This window comes from Paenibacillus sp. NPDC056933 (assembly GCF_042674385.1).
Classification (GTDB): domain Bacteria; phylum Bacillota; class Bacilli; order Paenibacillales; family Paenibacillaceae; genus Paenibacillus.
In genome coordinates this window covers 1057790-1081666 of sequence record NZ_JBHUQN010000001.1, presented here as the reverse complement: position 1 = coordinate 1081666, position 23877 = coordinate 1057790, and the positions used below count along the sequence as shown (strand labels likewise).

Sequence of the window (23877 nt, the reverse complement as noted above, 5' to 3'; positions counted from 1 at the left end):
CCGTAACGACGGGAGCTCTTTCTTCATTATAACAAATTGTACACGAGTGCGCTGTGCAGGATTCGAGTCATGACATCATCATCAGGCTAGGTCTGATCCTGCTCAATCAATTCAATCCATTCGTTATATTCCGTCTGCAATTTCGTATATTCATCCCGCAACTGGCGATAATCCGTATTCAGCTGCTCCGCCTTCTCCTGCTCCATCTCACGTTCAACTTGCAGTAAACGCAGCTGATGGGCCGCAAGTTCATACCGCTCACCGATCTCCAGCAATTCATGTTCCATTGTCTGCTTTTCTTCAATCGCTTCTGTACGTTGCTTGGCAAGCTGCTCGCGCTCCTGCTCCAGCTCTTCTACTTTTTCAACACTGGCAGCACTCTCTTTCTGCCAAAGGTTTAATTCGTTCTCCAGTGCTGCCCAGCGTTCCTGCCAGGATTGTTCCTGAGCCGCCCATTCATCTGCACGACGTTGCCAAACCTGTTCTTGTTGTTCCGCTTGTTCTACCTTGGAGCTTAGCTCATCTTCCCGGGCAGTCAGCTCTTGCAGACGAGAGGAGAGCTCGGCTTGTTGCGCAGATAATTCTTCATGCTTGATTTGCCACTCTAGTGCTTCTTCCTCTGTCTGAGTCAGCAAGCTGCCTTGTTCATTAATCCGTTCAGATAGCTGTTTGGCATTCTGTCTGGATTCTTCAAGCGCACGTACAATCTCTTCCTTTTCTTCACTCATTTCATTCATTTTGTGATTATAGTCCTCTTCACGTTGAAGTGCATCGCTGTAATCCTTACGGATTTGTTTATAACTTTCCTGCAGCTTGTTCAGCTCTGCACGGACTTCATTCATTTCACGGTTAAGTTCTTCTCGTTCTTGCTCCAGGAGGCTTGCTCGCGCGATATAACGTTCGGTTTCTTCACCAGCATGGCGAGCCTCTTCTTTAACCACAGACAATTCATCGTGAAGGGACTGCACACCCAATTCCAGCGTCTCATTTTGCTCTGCAGCTTCAAGTACCTGGGTTTCCAATTCACCGATCTCAATCAGACGTTGTTCCGCCTGCGCTTTCCAAGATTGCTCACTTTGGGTAAGTGTACTGATCTCATTTTGCAATATGCGAACTGCTGCATGGGCCTGTTCAAGCACTTTTTGCAGTCTGCGCTGCTCATCCTCGGATTTCACTTCGGCTTCACGGAGTTTTGTGATCTCCTGTTCAAGATGGGCGTGCTGATCCTGTACTTTGCGCAGCTGTGCAGTCAGAGAAGTCTCACGCTCAACGGTCTCGTTATACTGTTGCTTCCATTGCTGCTGCGTTTCCCGGGACTGTTGGACATCAGCTTCTGTGTTACGAAGCTGTTCCTGCAACTGGGCACTGTCTGCTTTCAATTGTTCCAGTTGCTGCTCAAGCTCCGTAATTCGACGAAGCTGAACATCCTGCTCCTGCTTGTGTATGGTTTGTTCATTGCGTAATGTCTCCGTTTGGCTTCGCTCGTGCTGAAGTTGTTGTTCTTGATCGACAATCACCTCTTGAGCATTCTTGAGTTGCTTCCGCGCTTCAACTAATTGACCTTCGATATCTGCCAGGCGCGACTTCGCCTGTTTACGTTCTTCTTCCAACTGCTGCTTCAGCTTGCTGCGTTCCTCTTGCAGCAAAGCCTCAGCGGTGACAGCGGCTTCGGCCGCCTGAATCCGGGCCGCTTCATTGATTTGTTGAAGCTGCTCTTCATAAGCTGCTTCTTTTTCCATCCATTCCAATTCGGCCTGTTCGGATGATTCCTTGAACGCCGCATTCAGCTCTTCGATCTCAGCCCGTCGCTTCTGCTCTGCTTGCTGCAGCAGTACAGTCTGTTCTTCCTTTGCCTTGTCAGTCAGTTCTTGAGCTTGCTTTGCAGCAGATTGCTCTGCCTGCTGGATACGCTGTTCCATCTCAGACTGAAGTTCATGATATCGAAGCTGGGCATCCTCCTGAACTTTTTGCAATTGGACCTCAGCTTGTTCCAATTCAGACAAAATTGCAGCTTCGGCTTGTTCCTTCGCCGCTTGTACCTGCTCTGCAGCCTGAACCTCAATTTTTTGACGTTCTGCCACAGCCCGAGCTTCTGCTTCTTTCAGTTGTGCTGCCGTCTTATCCTGCAATTCCTTGTATTGTGCAATCGCTTTGGCCTGGGTCTGCTGTAGCTCAGATGCTGAACGAGTCAATGCTTCCTTCAGCTGGGTCGCCGCCTGAGCCTGGGCATTCTTGAGTTGAATTGCTGCTTTTTCTTCCGCTTCTTTCAGACGGGCCTGCCCCTTCTCTTCCGCTGCTTTCAATTGAGCCGCAGCTTGAGCCTGAAGCTTCTGCTCACGATCTGCTGCCTGAGCTCGTTCCTGCTCAAGTAATGCCTTAAGCTTAGCTACCTCTGCTTGTTGGTCCTTCTGGAGCTTTGCAAAGGCCTGTTCCGCCTCATTCTTCAGCTTGGTTGCTTCAGCCAGAGCTTGGTCTCGGCGTTCCAATTCCTGCTGATGTTCATTTTGTATGGCAATCAGCCGATTTAACTCATTTCTCAGTTCGGTACGTTCACCGGTCAGCATTTTCAGCTCATTCCGAATTTCCTGAGTCTGAAGAGACTGCTCAGCCATATGTACAGCTGCCAGCACCGCAATACGAGGAGTATCCAGTCGGGAATGATGTTTGGAGATAGCGCTCATTCGCTCATCCACCAGGTTAGCTACTTGTTTCATATAGTCGGCACTGCTGCCAACCAGTTTATAGGAAGTCCCGTAGATCTCTACGGTGACGCGTGTACGATCAGGTGTAGTCACAGTTGTGCCCTCCTTCAAGTCTGTATGTTGATTCTAAGCTGTTTAACAAAAAAAGTCACATCGATCCTCTAATGCTAAGGATTCGATGCGACTTCAAGCAATTCCTGCTAATCTTTGTTCAAAAAATTGACTTATGTTCTATTTACGCAATTCGGCTGCAAATTGCTCCTCCAGACGAGCAACAACACGAGCATGAACCTCAGTAATCTCCTCATCCGTCAATGTGCGTTCACGGTTGCGATACACGAGAGCCATCGCTACGCTCTTCTTGTCTTCACCGAGCTTGCTGCCTGTGAACACGTCGAATACCTGTACGGTTTGCAACAGTTCACCAGCAGATTCACGAATCGCACGCAGCATATCTCCAGCTTCGATATCTTTATTCACAACAACGGCGATATCCCGCTCAACTGCAGGGAAACGTGGAAGCTCACGATAACGGATATCCGCATCCGCTTCACTATAGATCGCATCGAGCGCAATCTCCGCGAGATATACATCGTTCAAATCATACTGCTGCTGCAGTTCAGGATGCAATTGACCCATCGTACCAATCCGTTTGCCCTCTCCGCCATCTTTTGCATCCAGGTATACCGATGCAGAGCGACCAGGATGGAAACCTTCCGGACTGTTTGCCACCAAGCGAATGCGCTGCTCCAGACCCACATAGGCGAACAGGTTTTCAAGTGCACCTTTCAGATCGAAGAAGTCCACTTTTTCTGCTCCCACATTCCACTGCTGAGATGCACGATTTCCCGTAAGCAACAAGCTCAACACTGGAATCTCGTGTGGCTGTTTGGTCAGTTTCTCTTCTTCGGTGAAAAACACACTGCCCACTTCGAACACAGCCAGTGAATCTGCCTTGCGATTCATATTGTACACTGCTGCATCCAGCATTTGCGGTAGAATGCTCTTGCGGAGCACACTGCGATCCTCACTCATTGGCATAGCCAGCTTCACCGCTTGACTGCCTTCTGTCAAAGCGGGGAACAAAGATACGTTGTCCGGGTGAACGAACGAATAACTGATCATTTCCTGCCATCCGCTGCCTGCAAACAGACCACGAATGGTACGTCGCATTGCCTGGGATGGTGTGTAAGCACCTGGTGTTGTTGGTCCTTCGATCAAAGTGGTTGGAATATTGTCATATCCGTACAGACGTGCAATCTCTTCAAACAGATCCACATCAAGTGTAATGTCCCCTCTGCGGCTTGGCACTTCCACATCAAGCAGACCCTGCTGCGCATCACCACACGCAAAGTGCAAACGAGCGAAAATGGTTTTCACTTCAAGCAGAGACAAATCGGTTCCCAGGTAACGATTCAGTTTATCCAGCGACAGCTGCACAACACGTTTATCCGCAGCCTCTGTTCCCGCTTCCACAATCCCTTGGTGAACTTCGCCTTCCGCATAACGCTGAATCAATTCAGCCGCACGGTTCAACGCCGTAATGACAGCAGCCGGATCGACTTCCTTCTCAAAACGCATGCTTGCTTCGGAACGCAGCCCCAGTTGGCGCGACGTTTTCCGAACGGTTCCGCCATCGAACTTGGCGGATTCCAGCAACAGATTTACTGTGGTTTCCGTTACCTCGGAATTCTCGCCACCCATAACACCCGCGATGGCTACCGGTTTTACGCCATCCGTAATGAGCAGCATATGCGGCTCCAGCTTGCGCTCCTGACTATCCAACGTCACGATCGTTTCGCCTTCTTTGGCCATCCGCACTTCGATGTGGCCCTTCTCCAGCTTATCTGCATCAAAAGCATGCAGCGGCTGTCCGTATTCCAGCATGACATAGTTTGTGATGTCAACGATATTATTGATCGGACGAATGCCAGCGGCCATCAAACGGTTTTGCATCCACTGAGGGGAAGCTCCCAGCTTAATTCCCGTTACATAACGTGCCGCATAGTGACTGCATTGTTCCGTAGCGGTAATCTCAACCGAAATATGATTCGCAGCCGCATCACTGATTTCCACCAATTGCTCTTTTGGATCAGGCAGCTTCACTTCACGACCCAGGATGGCACCAACTTCATAAGCCGCCCCACGCATGCTGAGACAGTCGGAACGATTTGGCGTCAGGTCCAGTTCAAGCACATAATCATCAAGACCAAGAACCTGACTGATTGGCGTGCCGATCTCCGTCTGTTCTGGCAGAACGAGAATGCCTTCCTGCTGGTCCTTCGGCAGCAACTTGTCGTTCATGCCCAGTTCTTTCGCAGAGCAGATCATGCCAAGGGATACGACGCCCCGCAGCTTGGCTTTTTTGATATCGAGTCCACCAGGGAGCTTTGCTCCGACCAGGGCAACGACTACCTTTTGACCGGCATCCACATTTTTCGCACCACACACGATTTGCAGATCTTCTTCCTGACCGGCATCAATCACACATACATTCAGCTTGTCAGCGTCAGGGTGCTTCTCCTTGCTCTTCACGTAACCGACAACCACGTTGTTCACACCCTGGTTCCGGTTCTCCACTACATCAATCTCAATACCCGCACGGGTCATTTTCTCAGCCAGCTCTTGCGGCTCTACGCCTTCCAGCGCGATATAATCAGACAGCCAATCTGTCGATACTCTCATGGACGTTCACTTCCTAATCTATAAATTGGTGTTGCAAATGAAGGGCGTTCGCCCAGTATGCTACTTCGGTAATTACAGTCGTCCGAATTGTTTCAGGAACGCCATATCACTGTTGTAGAAATGACGAATGTCATCAATGCCATATTTCAGCATGGCAATACGCTCTACGCCCATTCCGAATGCAAACCCACTGTATTTCGCCGGATCATAACCGCCCATCTCGAGCACTTTCGGGTGAACCATACCGCCGCCTAAGATCTCAAGCCAGCCCGTCTGTTTACATACCCGGCAACCACTGCCACCGCATTGTACGCAAGTGACATCCACTTCCGCACTTGGCTCAGTGAACGGGAAGAAGCTTGGACGGAGACGGATTTCGGTATGTGCACCGAACATTTCGCGTACGAATTGCAGCAAAGTTCCCTTCAAGTCGCTCATGCGAATATTCTCGCTAATGACCAGACCCTCAACCTGATTGAACTGGAACGAATGCGTCGCATCATCATCGTCACGACGGTATACTTTACCCGGACAGATGACTTTAACAGGCACATCGCCTTTCATGCTTTGCATGGTACGAACCTGAACCGGTGACGTATGTGTACGCATCAACAGGTCTTCTGTTACATAGAAGGAATCCTGCATATCACGTGCCGGGTGGTTCTTCGGCAGATTCAGTGCTTCGAAGTTGTAATAATCCATTTCAACCTCAGGGCCTTCCGCTACCCGGTATCCCATACCAATGAAAATATCTTCGATTTCCTGTACCACTTTGGTCAGTGGATGCAGTCCGCCCTGACGTCCGCGACGTCCCGGCAGGGTCACATCAATTTTCTCGGATTGCAGACGTTTCTCCGTCTCTTCCTTTTGGAACTGCTCCTGTTTGCTGTCAATCACTTCTTCAATCGCGCCGCGAACATCATTGGCCACCTGGCCGATCACCGGACGTTCCTCTGCACTAAGCGCACCCATACCGCGCAAAATCTCGGTCAATGCACCCTTCTTCCCCAAATACTTTACACGCAGATCACTCAGCGTCTGTGGATCCTTCACGACAGACAGTTGTTCCAGCGCTTCGATCTTTAATGCCTCCAAACGTTCTTTCATGTGTAAATGCCCCCTTTATGTGGTTTATTGCAACAAAAAAAGGCCTTCTCTCCCCTGAAGGGACGAAAAGACCGTGGTACCACCCTTGTTAGACATTCAGTGCTGCCCAGCCCTTCCGGCCTGCAACATGTTTGCCTCACTCTATACGGAATAACGACCGTTAACCGTTAGCCCCTACTAACTCCTGCGATGAATCGCAAGATATGGTTCAGGGAACCGCTCCGGAGTGAATTTCAGCAGCCTTGTTCTACAGAAACGCTCTCAATCTACGGCGTCTCCTCCCTGTCCAGAGGCACTGCTTACTTGTCTCCATCATCACGTTTGCATGTTAGAAAAACTTTCAAATTTACAGATGATCGTCCATTATTATATGCAAAATCACTCGAAATAGCAAGCTGTAAAGCTGCGTGATGAAGCGTAATGCCCAAAAATGAGCTGATTTTGCCTCATCCATCCATTACTTTTGTTTTCGCAGCTCATGCAGCTGGTTCAAACGACGCTGAATTTCACGAACCTCGGCAACCTCAGCCGCCCGTTCGACTGCATCATCAGGCTTTGTTAATACATCCTTAGTCGCACTGTTCATGGGAGATAACAACTCGGACAACCGCATTTCAAGCCGGAGCCGTTCATCATCTGATTCCCGAACCTCAAGGGCGGACTCTCGCAGTTTGATAGATTGCTCCCAGTCCTCCACTCCACCTTCGAACAGCGCAGCCTTCCCGCCCGGCTCCAGATCAAGCAAGCGATTGGCGAGTACTTTGGTCAGCATACGGTCATGGGATACGAGCACCAGCGCACCGGATGCCTGCTTCAATATATTCTCCATCACTTCCTGCGTGTCAATATCCAGATAATTCGTCGGTTCATCCAATACCAGCACGTTAGATCCCCCGAAATACAACCGCAGGAATGCAACTCTGCACTTCTCTCCCATACTCAAATCCCCAATACGCTTGAACACATCATCTCTTGAGAATAAAAAGCATCCCAGAATGGTACGTGCAGCACTTTGTGTCATGGATGGAAGACGGAGCAAACTGTCCAGAAGCGTCTCACTTTCCGGTAACCCCTCAAGCTCTTGCGAAAAATAACCGATCTTTAGCTGTGGATGGCGTGTCACTTTGCCCTGGGATGGTTGCAGCTCTCCAATCATCAGTTTGAGCAGTGTCGTCTTGCCTGTACCATTCGGCCCCCGTACGGCAAGACGATCTCCACGTTCGACCGCAATCCGGATATTGTGAAGCAATGTCGAGCTTCCTGGATAAGCAAAGCTAACGTCTTCCAATGCAAGGAGCTGACGGGCAGCCAGTGTATTTACCTGCAGTTCCATGTTTAATTTGGCAGCTTCACGAGGTTTATCCACTCGTTCTTTCTCCAGGCGCTCCAGTTGTTTCTGTTTGGCATGGTAGCGGGAAATATTCTTGTTGGCCTTGGCTTTGTAGAAGCTCTGAGTGATTTTGACCTCCACATCGGTCGCTGAATTATGAGCCTGATGAAACCACTGCTGATAATTGCGGATCGTCTCTTCGAGCGCTTTCCGCTCCAGTTCCTGCTTGCGATAGGTCGCTTCCTGCTCACGCCATTCGCGTTCCTTGTGGCCCTTATAATCTGTATAGCCGCCCTTATATTTGGTCAGGGCATCCGGGCTGAACTCGACGACGCCCGTTGCTACCTGATCAATAAAGGTCCGGTCATGAGAGACAAACAACAATGTTCCGGCATAGGTGGATAGCCATTCCTCAAGCCAGCGCATGCTCTCTTCATCCAGATGATTCGTCGGTTCATCCAGAATAAGAAATTTCGGTTTACTGACCAGCAATCCTGCGAGACGAGCCTTTGTTTTTTGCCCACCGCTCAAAGAATGATACGGCCTGCTCCAATGTTCCGCTGATAACCCGAGACGTGTCAGTACCTTCTCTACCTCCGTCTCCCACATATACCCGTTCAATTGCTCATATTGTTCCATTATTATTGTGTATGCTGCAAGTAACGACTGCTCATCTGCCGCTTCACTCTCGCCCATACGCTGTTCCAGTTCTTCCAGGTCACGCTTCACCTCGTTGATCTGTCCACTTTCCTGACGGACGGCATCCAGCACATTGATGTCGGGTTCGATCATGGAGCGCTGGCGCATGAATCCCCACTCCTGCTGCGGAATGTGGCGTTCGATGCGTCCACCCCCCTCTTCTTCTCCAAGAATGATGCGTAATAAGGTAGTTTTGCCACACCCGTTACGACCCAGAATGGCGAGCCGCTCGCCTTCATTTATTTCCAGATTCAGTCCTGCGAACAACTCATTTCCGTTCCACTCTTTCGATACTTCATGTAGGCGTACCATTGTCATCATGAGGCCTCATCCTTCCTGCAATTCAAAATAAAAAAACCGCTGGCATCAGCCGGCGGTCTGGCAATTCAGGATTGGATAAAGCGTCAAAAAACAAGCATAAGATACCCCACGGTATGAACAAAGAACCCTTAAAAGGGTACACACAAGCTAAGCCAGAACAGCCTGCCTGTCTCCATACCTGATCCCATAGCTGAATTTGGACACACGAATCCCCTCATTGCTCAGCCGCTCTGGCTGACTGCGTCAATACACTCTCTGCAGTTACTGGGGTTCAATTCATGTGTTTTACTTCATGGGACGTATGGTTACCTCTCATTCATGTGTAGTATCGATTTCTTCGTTATTGTACCAGATGATGGGGAAAAAGCAAAGGTTTTGAATTGGATTCAGCGATATTACTTGGCAGATGTATAGCCGATTATTATGGGCCATTCGGAATCAACATTTCATCCATTACGATTGTGGTACATATACCTCCAAAAAAAATAAAACCCTTGTATTCACAAGGGTTTCGGATGTTGCATGAGTTAAGCGGGTGATGGGAATCGAACCCACGCTATTAGCTTGGAAGGCTAAAGTTCTACCATTGAACTACACCCGCACGAATGACGATCGGGACGACACGATTTGAACATGCGACCCCCTGGTCCCAAACCAGGTGCTCTACCAAGCTGAGCTACGTCCCGTTAAGTTTCGAGGAACATTAACACGAATTTTACAAAACTAATATACCATGAACATCCAAGGCTTGCAACTTTTTTTCCATTTCCACCCTAACATTTTAAAACAAAAAAGACAGAAGCGCGACCTGCGCCTCTGCCTATCCTATCCCGTGGGTTTATCCACATCTCTCAAAAACTTTTTTTCGAAATCCGCTGCTTCAATCGGCTTGCTGAAAAAGTACCCTTGAGCCTCATGACAATGCTGGTCACGAAGAAACGAAAGCTGGTCCTCATTTTCCACACCCTCAGCTGTTACTTTCAAATGCAAGTGATGCGCCATGGACGTAATGGTAGACACAATCGCTGCATTGTTACTATCCTCCAGGACTTCATTGACAAAGGAACGGTCGATCTTGAGTCGATCAATTGGCAGATCTTTCAGATAATGAAGGGAGCTGTACCCTGTTCCAAAATCATCAATACTGATATGAACACCAATCTCCTTGATTTTGCGCAACTGTTCAAAGGCTCGGTCTTTATCAAACGTCATGCTTTCCGTTATCTCAAGTTCGAGCCACACTGGCTCCAATCCTGTTTCCTTGAGGATGCCTCTAATGTTATCCAGCAGGTGGGAATGCCTGAACTGTCTCATGGACAGGTTAACTGATACACACAGCTTGCGGTAACCCGCTTCTTGCCAACGTTTGTTCTGTGCACATGCCTCTCGCAGCACCCATTCTCCTAGAGGAACAATCAGCCCGCTCTCCTCAGCGAGAGGAATAAATTCAGCAGGGGATACCGCTCCTCTGAGCGGGTGCTGCCAGCGCACCAAAGCCTCCATACCTACAATCAAGCCACTTGCCAGATTAACCTGCGGCTGATACACCAGATAGAACTGTCCCCGATCCAACGCTTTACGCAGATCATTCTCAAGCTGCAACCGTTCCTGGGCTTTCATCTGCATCGCGTGCGCATACCGGTTAAGCTCCACTCCCTGATCTTTGGCATGATGCAATGCCGTATCCGCATTCTGAATGATCTCCTCCGGTGAGTATCCGTCGTGCGGGAATATCGCCATGCCGATACCCAGCGTGAGATGATATTCGTTTCCATCTACTGTTACAGGTTTTTCGAATAGTTGCAAAATGGATCTTGTCCGCCGTAACGCCGTATCTGTTATGCAGAAATCTGTCATTGTCAGAACGAATTCGTCTCTTCCCAGCCCGAACACTTCCTCTCCGGGGAGCGAAGAATGCTTCAGACGCTGTCCTACCTGACGAAGTACACGGTTAGCTGCTTGTTGACCCAGTGAATCATTAATCGTTTTGAATCGGTTAATGTTCAGTACCAGTACGCCAACAAGCTGCTCCTCCACCACAGCCTCGTCCATCATCACTTTGAGTCGTTGAGATAGGCGACGGCGATTCGGCAGGCCTGTCACATCATCATGATGAGCAATAAAGTTCATTTTCGCTTCAGCTACCTGCTGCTTGAGGAAAGGCGTATCCACTACAGATGAATATAGCCCCTTCTGGATAAAGAAATAAGCCAAACAGTCACTGAACAGACCCCATAAGAGATTGATATCATTAATCTGCGTTGCGGAAACAAAGTAACATTCGCCATAGAAAAAACACAGAATAGCGCAAAGGATGGAAGGCAAATCTCCCTCTCTGTTCTTTTTCCAGTGAACGAATAACACGGCAGCAGTAACGCCATACAGGATGCCCACCAGAAAATGAATCCGGGTAAACATCCCGCTAATCACATCACCCGACATTAAGTTTGGCAGCACGGCCCATTCCTGAATAGCCAATATGTATAACACAACAAAAATTCCCAGCGTTCCGCTAAACAGCAAAAATTTGCGTGGTAACGCAATTTCCTTTTCTTTGACCGTATAAATGAACAGCAAACCCGCTGCACAAACCAGAGATCCAAGCGTCATCATTTTCAGCGAGAAATCGGACTCGGCCATGGCACCACTCGGCATTTCTTCGGCAAAAGATACGATGTGAACCAATTCAAACAAACCAATTAATAAAAACAACGTAGTCATCATGACCCTTCGCAGGGTCTGCCTTTGGGTCTGGAATAACCAGCTTTGATTGTAAATGCCGATACAGGCAGCTGCCGCAGCGAATCCACCCAAGAGCGTCAGAACCGGGTAACCCGATATGATCAGATCAGAGCTTGTAGAGGAACGAAACCATTGACTTGCGAGGAAACACATTAAGCCGCCTATAGCGACCCCACCTATTTTTCTCTGATCTTGCTGATTAGCCTTCATGCCGTGTTTTTCCTTCCCGGGATCACCTATCCTGAAATACCTTAACTATAAAAATATCTATTGTTACAAAATTCGACATTTTCATATCTACCAACGTTCAATTCACATGCACAAACATGCTATCTGGTACATAATAACATTTATTTCCGCAGACGTGAACTAAAAAATATGTACTCCTAGGAATATATATTCATATATACGCCGAAAAACAAGGCATTTAGAACTAAAAAAACATGGATTCCCAATAGGACTCCATGTTTTTTTAGTTTACAACTGAATTTTAGCCTATTTTATTTATCGAAATTCACTTCTGGTGTCGTCAGTTTATCATAGAAATCGACAACATTATCTTTATCTTCTGACGAACGCAGTGCCATTGCCGAGCGAGGATGCTCATCCAACGTACCTGTAATCATGTAAGGCAGAATGTAACCCCACTCTTCTTTTTCTCTGAGCGGGACCATCAATTGCTCCAATACACCAAGCACCGGACGCAAATTGTATTTCGTGCCTTTCAAGTGGGCAACTAGCAGTTCAGTCGGACAGTTCCCGGCAGCACGGCCCATTCCATATACGGAAGCATCAAGCAGTTCAACACCAAGCTCAGCTGCGATCAGTGTATTGGAGAATGCCAGTTGCATGTTATTGTGTGTATGAACGCCAAGACGTTTGTTCGGCAAGTGAGTCTTGAACTTTTCCACCAGATATTTCACGTCATTATGATCCAGACTACCATAGGAGTCCACTATGTATACAACATCCACAGCACTTTCCTTAATCAGTTCAAAAGCTTCCAGCAGTTCATTCTCCATCACATTGGACAGTGCCATAATGTTCAGTGTTGTTTCATACCCACGGTCATGGAACGTTTGAACCAGAGCGAGTGCCTTGTCCACATCTTTGCTGTAACAGGCTACACGGATCAGATCCAGCATGCTCTCGCTGCGTGGCAGAATATCATTCTCATCTACACGACCGACATCAACCAGTGCAGACAATTTGGTGTTTCCTTTCTGAGGAATAACCTTGCGCAGAAAATCATCATTCAGAAAACGCCATGGTCCCGCCTCTTCCGCTCCCTTCAAGAGCTTCGGCGAATTTTTATATCCAATTTCCATATAATCAACGCCGGCTTCATTCAAACCAGCATACAACTGCTGAACAAAGTCCACGCTAAAGTCCCAATTATTTACCAGCCCGCCATCACGGATTGTACAATCTACTATTTTGCAATGATTTGTCTTCATTAATGTCTCTGCTCCTTTTCTGACCAACTTGTGTATTCCTCTCATGATACTTGAACGCAACAAGAAAAGTAAAGGGATTCCCGACTTATTTACTTCGATAAGATTTCCATATCCGATCAATCTCACTCATATCGGAATCGTCCGGGGTTTTCTTCCCGTAGCGAACAGCATTATAACGATCCGGCAGCATTGCAGAGAGCTTCTGATCATCTTCTATGACTCCATGCTGAACAATGGTCTCCGCAGCCTCCAGTGGCGTATGTGCACCCTGTATATCCACTCCCCGGGCTGCAGCTCTGTCGATCCACTTCCGATAGTAATATCGAACACGTTCAGCATCCTGTGAAGGCAGCGACTCCTTCTTGCGGAACCAGGATTTCCGCGTTCTCGCCGGTGCCTCTAACGTTTCACTGATATCCACATACTCTGTACGGGGCTCTATCTTCTTCTGACCGGGTTGCAGCATCCCTTTGAAACGATCCATAAGTTTGTTTATGGCCTTCTGCCCCAACCGCAGGATAAGCCACAGAACAACTACTGCAACAGCCCCCATAACTATCCAACCCAGGATATCCCAGAAAACAGAGGGCTCCCCTGATGCCTCCATCCCTTCAGGTAGCAACGGTGGTTCATTGGGAGCTGTGGGCGTAATCGGAACATCCTGATTGGAGCTCGAACCCAGTAAACCTCTGATCCAGGCAAGGAGACGGTCACGCAACGGACCTAACCAGGCAACAAGACTGGGGAAAGCGCCAATTCCTGCGATGACAATCAGCATCCATACCAACCGCTGATGATTCGCCCGGGCAAACTCACGCAGCACAATCCTTCTTTGACCATCATTCAATATCGCCCGGTCCAACTGTACACTGTATTGACCTACCAACCAACCAGCAAAACTGATGACCCCTGCTGCATATACGGTTCCTGCATACGCCTGAAGAGGTTGCATGAATTCAACGCTGTTAGCCGCCCCACTCCATACAATCGCAGTGAGCACACCAAAAATCTGCAAGCGCCAAATCAAAATGGAACGGAAGACAGGTTGGAAATTCAATCCAACATAGGCTGAAATCACTCCCCACACTGCTGCTGTCAGCAAATCAGGTAAAGGAAGCCCCAATACTAATGCGATAATCAATGAGATCAACAGTCCCATAATCAGCGCAGCGCCCCATCGAATAAATGTGTTTTTTTCGCTGATAGCTGGTAATCTGTGCTGTACCCACTGACCTAACGAGCCAGCCACAACAAAGATACCTATTAATGTATAAGGCAAATGTCCTGCTGTATATAGTGAAGTAAGCGTCAGAAATGGATAGAGGTACACACCGATCAATAGAACCGCCAATATGGATAAAATCAAACTTTCCTTGGAACTCTTGGAATCACTCATGCACTCACCGCCTTTGAATCGCTTTTCCCACCCTCTACCGGGAGTACGGTCACACGATGGCCCTGTTCATGCAAACGAGCAATTTCTTGTTCCATGGCTGGAGATACATAGGACGTAATTAAGAGATAACTGCGAGCCTGCTGCGCTTCTTCATTACGTTGTACTTCATCGCTCAGGAATTGTTCCATGGGAACCATGCATTTTAACTCCGTCTCCGCCATAGCTTCCAGTAACCTCTCCAGATGAGGACTGCCGTAATCCGGCTCAATCCGCAATGGATCCTGCCCTCCACTCACACGATAACCATTATGAGCAAATCCTGCAGGCAAGCCTCTCCCTATCGCATCCACTACTGCAGTGGCAGCATAACGGAGTGCCCGTTCGATCGTCTCGGGACGGGTAACTACACTCCACATGTCTGCCGACTCCTGAATGTTGACCACAATCCAGGATTGGGGGTCCGCAGTCCATCCCTGCTTGTATACCTGCAGTTCACCCGTACGAGCACTTGCTTTCCAATGTATACGGTTCATGGGGTCGCCCGCACCATATGGACGAACTCCAAGAATGAGAAAGGGATCTTCAACAATCCAACGGGAGACTTCAACCTCACCCTGCCATACTTGATAAATTGCAGGCAGATCTTCAGGATGAACAAGTGAAGGATACACAATCATGTTCAGATGAACGGGGAGCGCCTTCGTTACGCGCCAAAGGCCAAACAGATCCCCTCCAGTCATTGTCACGGTGTTTAACGTATAAATTCCACGTCTGCTGCATACAAAAGGATGCTTGCGCGTAATACGAGTAAACGGTTTCAAAGTGAAGATGCTTTTATGATTCTGGTAGATATCTCCCTGGCTGATATCCATGCCTGAACCGGATCGAAAAACAAAGGAGACGGGCATCATGGCTTCAAGTCTGAGCCAGGGAACCGAGACTCGTTTTTCATTCGAAATCGTCTCTACCATCTCCAGCTCATCTCCGGCATAACAACGTATCTTGCTGAATTGTCTGGTGTACTTGAGCTTGTATAAGGCGGGACGGCCGAACCATATGCCTTGTACGCCAATAATAATGACACCAACAATGACAAGCCATAATAATGCCATAAGCTATCGCCCGTTGCCTGCAGCAAGAGTCTCGGTCGGCACGTCTGTCTGGGTTAGAAGCTCCTGAATGATGCGTTCCGCCAAGCCCTCTTGCTGCCTTACCCGGTTACGGAATACAAGTCGATGGGCTAGCACGGGCTCCGCCAATATTTTAATATCATCAGGCAGAACGAAATCTCTGCCATGTAAAGCAGCCCAGGCCTGACTTGCCTTGAGCAACGCCTGAGCTCCTCGTGGACTTACGCCCAGTGACAACTCGGAATGTTGTCTGGTAGCTTCTGTCAGACGGATAATATATCGCAACAGATCTTCGTCGATTTGGACCGATGTATACGTACTCTGTGCCTCAAGCAATTGCTCACGACTAATGATAGCGGACAGATCGTCAACAGAACGACGTGCTACCGTACGTCTCAAAATTTCTACACTCTCTTCACTGTTTGGGTAACCCATTCGGATCTTCATCATGAAACGATCCATTTGTGCTTCGGGTAACGGGAAGGTCCCCTGATTATCTATCGGGTTTTGTGTAGCAATGACGATAAATGGACGCTCCAGTTGCCTTGTGGAGCCATCAATACTGATCTGGCGCTCTTCCATGCACTCCAGCAAGCTGGATTGAGTACGCGGTGTAGCCCGGTTTATTTCGTCTGCAAGGACGAGGTTGGCGAAGAGAGGGCCAGGTCTGAATTCAAAATCACCATCTTTTTGATTGAAGAAATGAATCCCCGTCAAGTCGGACGGCAACAGATCCGGTGTGAACTGAATACGCTGAAAGGTGCAGTCCAGCGAAGAAGCTACTGATTTTGCCAACATGGTTTTCCCCGTACCGGGCACATCCTCCAGCAGGACATGCCCTGAAGCAATGATAGCTGTCATCACTAACTCAATCGTATGGTCTTTCCCCACGATGACCGTTCCCACATGGTCCATTAGCTGTTTGTTCATTTGTTCCATTCCCTGGATATCCATATCAGTCCATCCTCCCGTAAATAGAGCTTATGTATTCGCATTCATTCTAACTATAACCCTAATCGTTCCAATAAAAAACAACAGGAACAGGCGGTTAGCCAATTCCTGTTGCATTGCTCTTGTCTTTACACCAGAGGGAGCATGATCATGAAACGGGTGCCCTCTCCCTTTTTGCTATCCACAGAGATGGTACCTCCATGATTTTTGATAATCCGGTAACTCACGGAAAGTCCCAGCCCCGTACCGCTCTCTTTGGTGGTAAAGAATGGATCAAATAGTCGTACAAGCGTATTGTGGTCCATCCCCTGCCCATTGTCAGCTATCGAAATCTGCACATACTTGTTCTCGGTTTCCATAGAGACTCGAATCAGACCTGCATGTTCTTCTCCGACATCCTCAATGGCATCCATCGCATTTTTCACCATATTCAAAATAACCTGCTTAATTTGTTTGACATCAATAGACACATTTAACGGGACTTCTGCTTCATCTAAGATGATCTCGCATCCCTTCATTAACCCTTCGCTTTCTGTCAGCAAGACCACCTCTTTGAGCAAAGAGTTAACAGATATAATGGTCTTCTGAGGGGCTGACGGCTTGGAGGAATTCAGAAATTCGTAGATAATATCGTTCGCCCTGTCAATCTCCGTCAGTATGATTCGAGCGTACTCGTCTTTTCCCAATTGAAGCAAATGAGGCCGAAGCAACTGGATGAATCCGCGAATAGCCGTCAAAGGATTGCGAATCTCATGGGCAATTGATGCCGAAATCCGCCCCAACATTGCAAGTTTGTCATTTTGATAAGCAGTCTGCTCAATTTGTTTATAATCGGAGACATCCTTAACACTGAACAGAAAGTCTCCATCCATCTGATCCCCATACGTTACTGTAACCAGCCAATGCCTGCCGTACTCATCAATCAGCTCATGATAGCGCTTACGATGGAAGATAGTCTCCCGATAGATACGTAAAATTTTCTTTTTCTTGAATCGGCTCATCTGTGGATGATGCAGCATTTGCATCAGGGTGCAGCCGCTCAACAGGCTTCTTGGAAGCTCCAACAATTTTGCCATCTGAACGTTAATAAACGTCAATACACCGTGACTGTCAAACAACATAATACCGCTATCCAGATGTTCCAGGACATTCTCATACTTGTTGTTATCCAGATGTATAGGCGGGAATCCATTCGTTGGTCGAGGCACTGTATCCTGAAATTCACTAATCATGTCAGGTTCCTCCTTTTCACGTAAATGATAAACTTGCCATTCGGACATCATATCATCACAGAAACAGGAAGGGCCGATTTATTTTTCATTACCGGTGCCCTTTCGTTAGGGGGCTGAGCCGAAAATATGGATGGCATGTCCGGAACCCAAGCTGGTTTATTCCCGGTAACCAACAGTTGTTCCGGAAAACAATATACGTCTGTTCCATTCTAACCTTCTCCTATTCCCAAACACGAACAATTTTGCTCCGCCTCTTTTGCAAGTCTGTTTTTATCATAGACAAGTTTATAGAAGAGAGTCAATCGGAGAAAGTGTCGAATGGAAATTATTTTAAAAAAAACCGCGAATTAGTTTCCCCACACAACAAAAACGAAGCCTTTTCGCTCGATTGCGAATCAGCTTCGTTCGTATAATTTTAAATTTTAAATTCTTCAATTCGATCTATAATCCACTCTTGTTATGCTGGATTTTGAGTCGCCGCTGACTCATCACAGCTAATCGGCGCTTAAGTTCACTTTCCCACTTCTCATCCTTCATTTCCTTGGCAAGCCGGAGTAGATCCAGAGACATGTCGATCTGACGCTGTACAATGACCATCCCTTCCTCGCTTTCACGATTCACGCAATTTTCAAAAATCGCATCTTCATCTTCTGTCACATAATCTTGGAAATCAATCTCCGATGCACCATCTCCATGCGCATATTCGGCCAGAATCTCATATTCATTCTCCACTTTATAATGCACTTCCACCCGGTGACATACCGGACAAAACAGCAGGGGAACATTATGAACCTGGGTGCGGTAATGCTTCAGCGTGCCCTTTGTTCCCACCATACTTGCCCCACAACAGTAACTCATTTTTGTTCACCCTCCTTATAACGTGCCGGGACTTTTTATTGGACATGCAAGCCCGTACACTTTAAGCACTTCCGAGAAAAGGAATAGTTCCATAGTGTATCACATTCATGTACTAATTATAATTACAGAGCACCGGAATCATTCCCGGGTTTCCATACCCTATTCGCCTTCAAGCCCTTCGATTCCTCTTTCCAAAGAATAAAATGAGGGCTTACTTCTAATACACCATTACCACGTTTATATCCCTGTTTAAACACTTTTCTTCCTTAAGGGCTTATATTCTGACAAAAGGGTGCAAAAAGCCCTCAATCCCAAAAGGGATGAGGGCTTGAACCATAACGTTCAAGTTCAATCAGGCTTACAGATTGCTGTCGCCTGGTTTCCAGTTCATTGCACACAATCCGCCGGATTGCAGTGCTTGCAGCACACGAAGTGTTTCTTCAACACTACGGCCTACATCGTTGTGGTTAACCACTTGGTATTTCAATTCGCCTTCTGGATCGATGATGAACAAGCCGCGCAGTGCAACGCCTTCTTCTTCAATCAGAACGCCATAATCTTTAGCTACTTGTTTTGTGATGTCGGAAGCCAGCGGGAAGTTCAGTTGGCCCAAGCCATTGCTGTCTTTTGGTGTGTTGATCCAAGCTTTGTGGCTGTGTACGGAGTCAACGCTTACGCCAAGAATTTCTGTATCCAAAGCTTTGAATTGCTCCGAAGCATCACTCAAAGCTGTGATTTCTGTTGGGCACACAAAAGTGAAGTCCAAAGGATAAAAGAAAAATACGAGCCATTTGCCACGATAATCGGACAGTTTTACGGAACCAAAGTCTTGTCCATCTCCCGATACTGTTTCCATTGCAAAATCCGGTGCGGGTCTACCAACCAAACGTTCTGCCATAACTTACAATTCCTCCTTTGGGATTATGTAAGCACTCGAGTTGAATGCTCATCATCAAGAAAAACGTGAACGTTTTTCCTGTAATTAAAATGGGTTTGTTACTTGATAACAAGTACAAGTAAAATGTTATCATCCGCACTTCTCAAAGTCAAGATTATAATCGTTATTTTTTTATAATGATTATAAATAAGGACTTTTCGTGGCAAAATCATAAAGGAACAGCCCTCTATCATTCCTCGCGGAAATTAAAGGGCTGTCTTGTCATGATGCCATATTACGCCTGTTTACGAATTGCTGCGACAATCAAGTCGCCCATTTCCGTTGTACTGATCGCTTTGCTCTTGTCCACAGCGATGTCGCTCGTACGATGTCCTGCATTCAATACCTCAGATACAGCCGCTTCAATAGCATCCGCACCTTCCGCATAACCAAAGGTTGTGCGGAACATGAGCGCCAAAGACAGGATCGTTGCGATTGGATTCGCCAAGCCTTGACCTGCAATATCCGGCGCTGAACCGTGTACTGGCTCATAGAGACCGAAACTGCCCTCTCCGAGTGATGCAGATGCCAACATACCGATGGAGCCTGTCAGCATCGCTGCTTCATCACTCAAGATATCTCCGAACATATTTTCCGTCACGATTACGTCAAAGCTCGATGGGCGGCGCAGCAATTGCATCGCACAGTTGTCAACAAGCACATGTTCCAATTCAACATCCGGATAATCCGGTGCTACCCGGTTAACGACTTCACGCCAGAGACGGGAGGTTTCCAATACGTTGGCTTTGTCAACCGAAGCCAGTTTTTTGCGACGTCCTTGAGCAATTTCGAATGCTTGACGAACGATGCGCTCCACTTCTGTTACATTATATGCACAAGTATCCACGGCTTCTTCGCCCTGTGCACTTTCACGTCTGAACTTTTCTCCGAAGTAGATGCCGCCGGTCAACTCCCGTACCACCATCAGATCCGTACCTTCAAGCACTTCTGGCTTCAAGGTTGAAGCATCCTTCAGGCAATCAAATACAACAGCCGGACGAAGGTTGGAGAACAAACCGAGCGCTTTGCGAATACCTAGCAAGCCTGTTTCCGGACGAAGCTCCTTGCTGTTATTGTCCCATTTTGGACCACCAACAGCTCCAAGAAGGACCGCATCTGCACTTTTACATACCGTCAGTGTTTCTTCAGGAAGGGGTGTACCTTTCTCATCAATCGCGATTCCACCAAATAGCGCATGCTCTGTTTCAAAACGGTATCCGAACACGTCCTCCGTACGCTTGAGAACTTTCTCTGCCTCAGCCACAACTTCAGGACCAATTCCGTCGCCTGCAATTACTGCAATTTTTTTTACGTCTGCCATGGGTTGTCCACTCCTTATATGCTTTCATTCGGTTATTCACTTCAAAAATTTACGTGTCATTTTTAACTCTCTCTTTTGTATCATATTCGAAGGTGATTTGACCAAGATATACAATCTATGACTTTAATAGTTTTTACCTATAAGCTGAATTAGATTGGTTGTTCTGTACCTCTGACTGGGTTAAAATGAAGCCTGAAGACAAATTCAGGTAACTCAGGAGGGATTGCAATCATGCAATACACGTACTTGGGAAAATCAGGTCTTAAAGTCAGCCGGATCTGTCTTGGCACGATGAACTTTGGTCCTGCTACTGACGAAAAGGAAGCATTCCGTATCATGGATGCAGCACTCGATGCTGGTGTGAATTTTTTTGATACCGCTAACATTTACGGCTGGGGCGAAAATTCGGGTCTCACTGAGGAAATCATTGGACGCTGGTTTAAACAGGGCGGCGGTAGACGTGAAAAAGTCGTACTCGCGACCAAAGTTTATGGCTCAATGCACGACGATACAGATGGCCCAAACAACGATGCAGGTCTTTCCGCCTACAAAATAAGACGCCATCTGGAGGGTTCCCTCCGCCGTCTGCAAACCGATCATATTGAACTGTACCAGATGCACCATGTGGATCCCGCTATCTCATGGGACGAGCTCTGGGGCGCGTTCGAGAACGCTGTCCATCAGGGCAAAATTGGTTACGTAGGTTCGAGTAACTTTGCTGGTTGGCAGATTGCTGTTGCGCAAAGTGAAGCCAAAAACCGCCATTTCCTGGGCCTTGTATCCGAGCAGCACAAATACAGCCTCAACTGCCGTTTGCCTGAACTCGAAGTATTGCCTGCAGCGAAAGAGCTGGGCCTTGGTGTTATTCCTTGGAGCCCACTGGATGGTGGATTATTGGGACGTAATGCACTCCAGAAGCTGGAAGGTACACGCAGTGGTGGCATTGCTGAGCGGATCGAGTCCCATCAAACTCAGTTGGAACAATTCGCAGCACTTTGCCGCGAACTCGGTGAACCCCAAGATACCATCGCTTTGGCCTGGGTTGCTGCCAACCCGGCAGTTACCGCTCCGATTATTGGACCGCGTACGCTGGAACAGTTTGAAACTGCGCTTAAATGTCTGGATGTCACGTTGGATGAAGCGGTCCTCAAACGTCTGGATGAAATCTTCCCGGGTCCGGGAGGACAAGCTCCGAACGCATATGCTTGGTGAATTTATACAGACTAACAGATTATCCCGTTTTAATGGTCTATATTGATTTTCCGTTTATTTATATCAAGTAACCGCAAAAAAGTCTGACTCTCAAGATTTGAGGGTCAGACTTTTTATGTACCTCACCGAACTGCAATGCAAGGAAGGATTGGTGAACTCCATCTCACCATCTCCATTCAGCACCAACACAGTCCAATGAAGAATTATGCTTGCTGCAAATGGGTGTTACAGGTTGACATTAACTCGATTCGTATACGTCTTGCGTTTTTCAATTAATTTATTCAATCCATCCACATAAGCACGTGCACTGGCACCCAAAATATCAGTGCTTACACCGCGTCCCTGAACGGAAATTTGATTTTGAGTAAGTACGACGTGAACCTCACCCAACGCATCCTTACCATGCGTAACCGATTTGATCGAGTAGTCGGATAGCGTTACCTCTTCCCCGCTTACTTGGTCAATCGCATTATAGATGGCATCTACTGATCCATTTCCTTCTGCTTTTTGTTCCACTGTATTACCATCAAGTGTAGCAATACGAACTTTAGCCGTTGGAATGGATTCATCACCATAGGTCACAAAGATGGATTCCAGTTTGAACACCTCAGGTGCATCCTGTAATTTCTCTTCGATGACCGCCAGCAAATCCTCATCTGTCACTTCTTTTTTCTTATCAGCCAGATCTTTGAATTGGGCAAAAGCACGGTTCAATGCCTCATCTTCCAATTCGTAACCGAGCTCAATCAAGCGCTCACGGAAGGCATGACGTCCCGAGTGTTTACCCAATACGAGCTTGCTTTCCTTCAGACCGATGGTCTCTGGCGTCATAATCTCGTAGGTTGTTTTCTCTTTCAGCATGCCGTCCTGGTGAATGCCTGATTCGTGTGCAAACGCATTCGCACCAACAATCGCTTTATTGCCAGGCACAACCATCCCCGTCAAACGACTGACAAGACGACTGGTCCGCGCAATCTCAGAAAGTTGCAGCGAAGTTTTCGCCTGGAAAAATTCCTGACGTGTCTCCAGTGCCATGGCAATCTCTTCAATAGCGGTATTACCCGCACGTTCACCGATTCCGTTAATCGTTCCCTCAATTTGATCGGCTCCATTTAGGATCGCTGCGAGTGTGTTGGCAGTGGCCATTCCCAGGTCATTATGGCAATGTGCACTCAGCTGCACTTTTTCAATGCCATGTACGTTTTCCTTCAAATGTTTGAAAATATTACCGTACTCGTATGGGCTCAGATACCCAACTGTATCCGGGATATTCACAACAGCCGCGCCTTCTTCCACAGCCATATTCACCATCTCTACGAGAAAATCATATTCTGTACGACCTGCATCCTCCAGGGAGAATTCAATCTTCGAAAAAGTTTTCTTCGCATAACGAATCGCGGAACGAGCTGTATCCAGAACCTGACCTTTGTCCATGCGCAATTTGTGCTGACGATGAATGGGTGAAGTTGCCAAAAAGATATGAATACACGGGTCCTGCGCGCCCTTCAGCGCCTCTTTTACCGCATCAATATCCTGCTCTCTGGAGCGGGACAAGCCAATAACGGTAACATTTTTGACCGCTTTGGCAACTGCATTGACTGCCGCCAGATCGCCTGGAGATGCCGCCGGAAAACCGGCTTCCATCCGGTCAATACCAAGCCGCTCGAGCTGGTGGGCAATTTCCACCTTTTCACGAGTGTTCAGATTGACTCCCGGGGATTGCTCTCCATCACGCAGCGTTGTGTCAAATACATAGATTTTACGCACGCCTCGCACCTCCTAGACTTGTAATGTATG

General features: G+C 47.6%; 15 protein-coding genes and 2 tRNA genes. 1 reads left to right on the top strand and 16 read right to left on the bottom strand.

The features are described 5' to 3' along the window. Positions 1–86: 86 nt before the first annotated feature. The 15 genes from ACFTRD_RS04970 to leuB form a co-directional block, all read right to left on the bottom strand. A complete protein-coding gene (locus ACFTRD_RS04970) occupies positions 87–2795 on the bottom strand; it encodes a cell division protein ZapA (RefSeq protein WP_379377997.1) in 2709 nt (902 codons plus the stop codon). A 138-nt stretch (positions 2796–2933) separates the two neighbouring features. Next, on the bottom strand, positions 2934–5387 hold the full coding sequence (pheT, locus tag ACFTRD_RS04965) for a phenylalanine--tRNA ligase subunit beta (RefSeq protein ID WP_379377996.1): 2454 nt from the start codon (positions 5385–5387) through the stop codon (positions 2934–2936). A 72-nt stretch (positions 5388–5459) separates the two neighbouring features. Next, positions 5460–6494 carry a phenylalanine--tRNA ligase subunit alpha gene (gene pheS / locus ACFTRD_RS04960; RefSeq protein ID WP_379377995.1) on the bottom strand — a complete coding sequence of 345 codons (1035 nt, stop codon included), beginning with the start codon at positions 6492–6494 and terminating at the stop codon, positions 5460–5462. A 457-nt stretch (positions 6495–6951) separates the two neighbouring features. Then, complete coding sequence (gene abc-f / locus ACFTRD_RS04955) at positions 6952–8844, bottom strand: ribosomal protection-like ABC-F family protein (protein WP_379377994.1); 1893 nt, start codon at positions 8842–8844, stop codon at positions 6952–6954. A gap of 530 nt (positions 8845–9374) precedes the next feature. Then, positions 9375–9445, bottom strand: a tRNA-Gly gene (locus tag ACFTRD_RS04950). A gap of 11 nt (positions 9446–9456) precedes the next feature. Continuing rightward, a tRNA-Pro gene (locus tag ACFTRD_RS04945) sits at positions 9457–9530 on the bottom strand. Between the two features lie 139 nt (positions 9531–9669). Further along, the gene (locus tag ACFTRD_RS04940; protein WP_379377993.1) at positions 9670–11796 is read right to left on the bottom strand and encodes a bifunctional diguanylate cyclase/phosphodiesterase; all 2127 of its coding nucleotides are present in this window, start codon (positions 11794–11796) and stop codon (positions 9670–9672) included. A gap of 290 nt (positions 11797–12086) precedes the next feature. Continuing rightward, positions 12087–13043, bottom strand: coding sequence for an aldolase catalytic domain-containing protein (locus tag ACFTRD_RS04935; protein WP_379377992.1), 957 nt, complete (start codon positions 13041–13043; stop codon positions 12087–12089). 85 nt (positions 13044–13128) lie between these two features. Then, positions 13129–14439, bottom strand: coding sequence for a hypothetical protein (locus tag ACFTRD_RS04930; protein ID WP_379377991.1), 1311 nt, complete (start codon positions 14437–14439; stop codon positions 13129–13131). Next, positions 14436–15551, bottom strand: a complete 1116-nt coding sequence (locus tag ACFTRD_RS04925; RefSeq protein ID WP_379377990.1) for a DUF58 domain-containing protein — start codon at positions 15549–15551, stop codon at positions 14436–14438. The genes ACFTRD_RS04930 and ACFTRD_RS04925 overlap by 4 nt, the downstream gene beginning before the upstream one ends. A gap of 3 nt (positions 15552–15554) precedes the next feature. Further along, positions 15555–16523, bottom strand: a complete 969-nt coding sequence (locus tag ACFTRD_RS04920) for an AAA family ATPase (RefSeq protein ID WP_379377989.1) — start codon at positions 16521–16523, stop codon at positions 15555–15557. Positions 16524–16648: 125 nt separating this feature from the next. Then, positions 16649–17752 carry a PAS domain-containing sensor histidine kinase gene (locus tag ACFTRD_RS04915; RefSeq protein WP_192265452.1) on the bottom strand — a complete coding sequence of 368 codons (1104 nt, stop codon included), beginning with the start codon at positions 17750–17752 and terminating at the stop codon, positions 16649–16651. A 441-nt stretch (positions 17753–18193) separates the two neighbouring features. Further along, positions 18194–18610: a hypothetical protein gene (locus ACFTRD_RS04910; protein WP_062320193.1), complete on the bottom strand. Its 417-nt coding sequence runs from the start codon at positions 18608–18610 to the stop codon at positions 18194–18196. 358 nt (positions 18611–18968) lie between these two features. Then, positions 18969–19508 (bottom strand): peroxiredoxin, encoded by a 540-nt coding sequence (locus ACFTRD_RS04905; RefSeq protein ID WP_062320195.1) that lies wholly within the window; start codon positions 19506–19508, stop codon positions 18969–18971. 274 nt (positions 19509–19782) lie between these two features. After that, a complete protein-coding gene (gene leuB, locus ACFTRD_RS04900; RefSeq protein WP_379377988.1) occupies positions 19783–20868 on the bottom strand; it encodes a 3-isopropylmalate dehydrogenase in 1086 nt (361 codons plus the stop codon). A 231-nt stretch (positions 20869–21099) separates the two neighbouring features. On the opposite strand from leuB, the gene ACFTRD_RS04895 reads away from it, so the two are divergent. Further along, positions 21100–22080: an aldo/keto reductase gene (locus tag ACFTRD_RS04895; RefSeq protein WP_379377987.1), complete on the top strand. Its 981-nt coding sequence runs from the start codon at positions 21100–21102 to the stop codon at positions 22078–22080. A 225-nt stretch (positions 22081–22305) separates the two neighbouring features. On the opposite strand, the gene ACFTRD_RS04890 is transcribed toward ACFTRD_RS04895, so the two are convergent. Next, the gene (locus tag ACFTRD_RS04890; RefSeq protein ID WP_192265439.1) at positions 22306–23847 is read right to left on the bottom strand and encodes a 2-isopropylmalate synthase; all 1542 of its coding nucleotides are present in this window, start codon (positions 23845–23847) and stop codon (positions 22306–22308) included. Positions 23848–23877 lie beyond the last annotated feature (30 nt).